This is a genomic window from Mesorhizobium sp. P3_A9, assembly GCF_056402975.1.
This window is the reverse complement of sequence record NZ_JBFUGJ010000579.1, coordinates 1-2,353: the sequence shown is the minus strand read 5'-3', so window position 1 is coordinate 2,353 and position 2,353 is coordinate 1. Positions and strand designations below refer to the sequence as shown.

Here is a 2,353-nt window from a genome sequence, read left to right as displayed (position 1 = left end):
TAGGGAGGGTTTGCGGCAATTACATGGTATCGGCCGGAAACTTTTTTGAACCAGTCCGACTGGACTGTCGTGAACCGGTTGCCGAGCCCCAGTAGCCCGGCATTGCGGGCCGCCGTCGCCAGTGCGCCTGCGGAAATGTCGACACCGGTGGCGGTCGCAGCCGGCTCTGCGCTCAGCAGCGCCAGCGCGATGGCTCCGGTTCCGGTACCGAGATCGAGGATGCGGCAGACGCCCTCCCGCGCGGCCATTGTCTTGACGAAAGGCAGCACCGCCTCGACCAGCGTTTCGGTATCCGGCCGTGGCTCCAGCGTTTCCGGCGAAAGCGACAGGCGCAAACCGTAGAATTCGCGGTAGCCGAGGATGCGATGCACCGGTTCGCCATCCGCCCGGCGCCTCAGAGCGGCATCGATCGCGGMGATGGCGTTCCTGTCGACCGTGCGTTCAGGGTCGGCAATGGCCTGCGTGCGCGTCGTGCCGGAATAATGTTCGACGATCAGCCGCGCGTCGAGCGCCGGATCGTCGACCGCGGCCGCCATAAGCCTCGCCCGCGCTTCCCGCAGCAACGGCCCCAGCGCCTCGGGCAAAGGGTCAGCCATCAAGGCCGATATCGGCCAGCAGCTTCGACTGATGATCGGCGATCAGCGCGTTGATGACCTCGTCGAGTTCGCCCATCATCACCCGGTCGAGCTTGTAGAGCGTCAGGTTGATGCGGTGATCGGTAAGGCGTCCCTGCGGGAAATTGTAGGTGCGGATGCGCTCCGAGCGGTCGCCGGAACCGACCTGCGACTTGCGCGATTCGGAACGCTCCTCGTCCGCCTTACTGCGCTCCATGTCGTAGAGCCGGGCGCGCAGGATCTGCATGGCTTTGGCCCGGTTCTGATGCTGCGACTTCTCCGCCTGCACCACCATGATGCCGGTCGGCAGATGGGTGATGCGGACCGCGGAATCGGTGGTGTTGACGTGCTGGCCACCGGAGCCCGAGGCGCGCATCGTGTCGATGCGGATGTCTTCGGCCCGGATGTCGATGTCGACCTCTTCAGCCTCCGGCAGCACGGCGACGGTCGCGGCTGAAGTGTGGATGCGCCCGCTCGCCTCGGTCGCCGGCACGCGCTGCACCCGATGCACGCCGGATTCGAATTTCAGATGGGCAAAGACGCCCTTACCGGAAATGGTGGCGATGATTTCCTTAAAACCGCCGGCATCGCCATCGCTGGCCGAAACCGTCTCGAACCGCCAGCCGCGCTCGGCGGCATAGCGCTCATACATGCGAAACAGGTCGCCGGCGAAGAGCGCAGCCTCGTCGCCGCCGGTGCCGGCACGGATTTCGAGGATGGCGTTCTTGTCGTCGGTGGCGTCCCTGGGCAACAGAAGGACCTGAATGTCCTTCTGCAGCACCTCGATGCGCTCTTCCACCCCGGGCAGATCCGCCTCGGCCAGCGCCCGCATCTCGGCGTCGGTGGCCTTGTCGGCGAGCATCGCTTCGAGGTCGGCCTGCTCATGCTCGGCCGAGCGCAATTCCCTGACCTTTGCCACCATGTCCTGCAGCTCGGCATATTCCGATGCCATCTTCACGTAGGCATCCGGCGCCGGGCCGGCCGACATCTGCGCTTCGAGCATCTCGAAACGCTTGACGACTTGATCCATACGATCGCGGGGCAAATTGACCATGATGAGGGCCCTACAACGGGATCGAACGATCGTCGGCGAAGGCCTGCAGCAGCGCCCGCATCGGCAACCCTTGCGCCGGCGCCATCAGATTGTCGTCGAAGAACGCCGTCAGCTCATCCAGCGGCAGTTCCGTCAGCATCGCCTTGACCGGGCCAATCGAGGCCGGCGACATCGAGATCGAACGGAAGCCGAGACCGATCAGCGCCATCGCGGAAATGGGTTTTCCGGCGAGTTCGCCGCACAGCGTCACCGGCGTATGGTTGCGGATGCCGGCATCGGCGATCTGCTTGAGCACGCGCAGGAACGGCGCCGACAGCGTGTCGAAGCGGTTGGCCAGTTGCGTGTTGCCGCGGTCGACCGCCATGACGAACTGGAACAGATCGTTCGAACCGACCGAGACGAAGTCGACCGCTTTCATCAATTCGTCGAGCTGGAACAGCAGCGACGGCACTTCCAGCATCGCGCCCAGCTTGAGGCTGGTCGGCAGATGATGGGCAAAGCGAGAGAGATGCCGCACCTCGCGGTCGATGATCTCGCGCGCCTGGGCGATCTCGCCAAGCTCGGTCACCATCGGCAGCATCAGCTTCAGCTCGCGCCCGCCGCTGGCCTTCAGCAAGGCGCGGATCTGGGTGCGCAACAACCCCGGCCGGTCAAGCGTGAGCCGGATCKCCCGCCAGCCAAGCGC

At 65.0% G+C, this 2,353-nt stretch carries 3 protein-coding genes; all 3 read right to left on the bottom strand.

Translation table 11 applies throughout. The features are described 5' to 3' along the window. Positions 1-596: N5-glutamine methyltransferase family protein (locus AC1DX0_RS34790; RefSeq protein WP_477358923.1), on the bottom strand; the 596-nt coding region annotated here is incomplete at its 3' end. Further along, on the bottom strand, positions 589-1,668 hold the full coding sequence (gene prfA, locus AC1DX0_RS34785) for a peptide chain release factor 1 (RefSeq protein ID WP_477224559.1): 1,080 nt from the start codon (positions 1,666-1,668) through the stop codon (positions 589-591). The genes prfA and AC1DX0_RS34790, both read right to left, overlap by 8 nt. Positions 1,669-1,678: 10 nt before the next feature. Beyond that, positions 1,679-2,353, bottom strand: a 675-nt coding sequence (locus AC1DX0_RS34780) for a putative PEP-binding protein (protein WP_477358920.1), incomplete at its 5' end; no start/stop codon positions are given.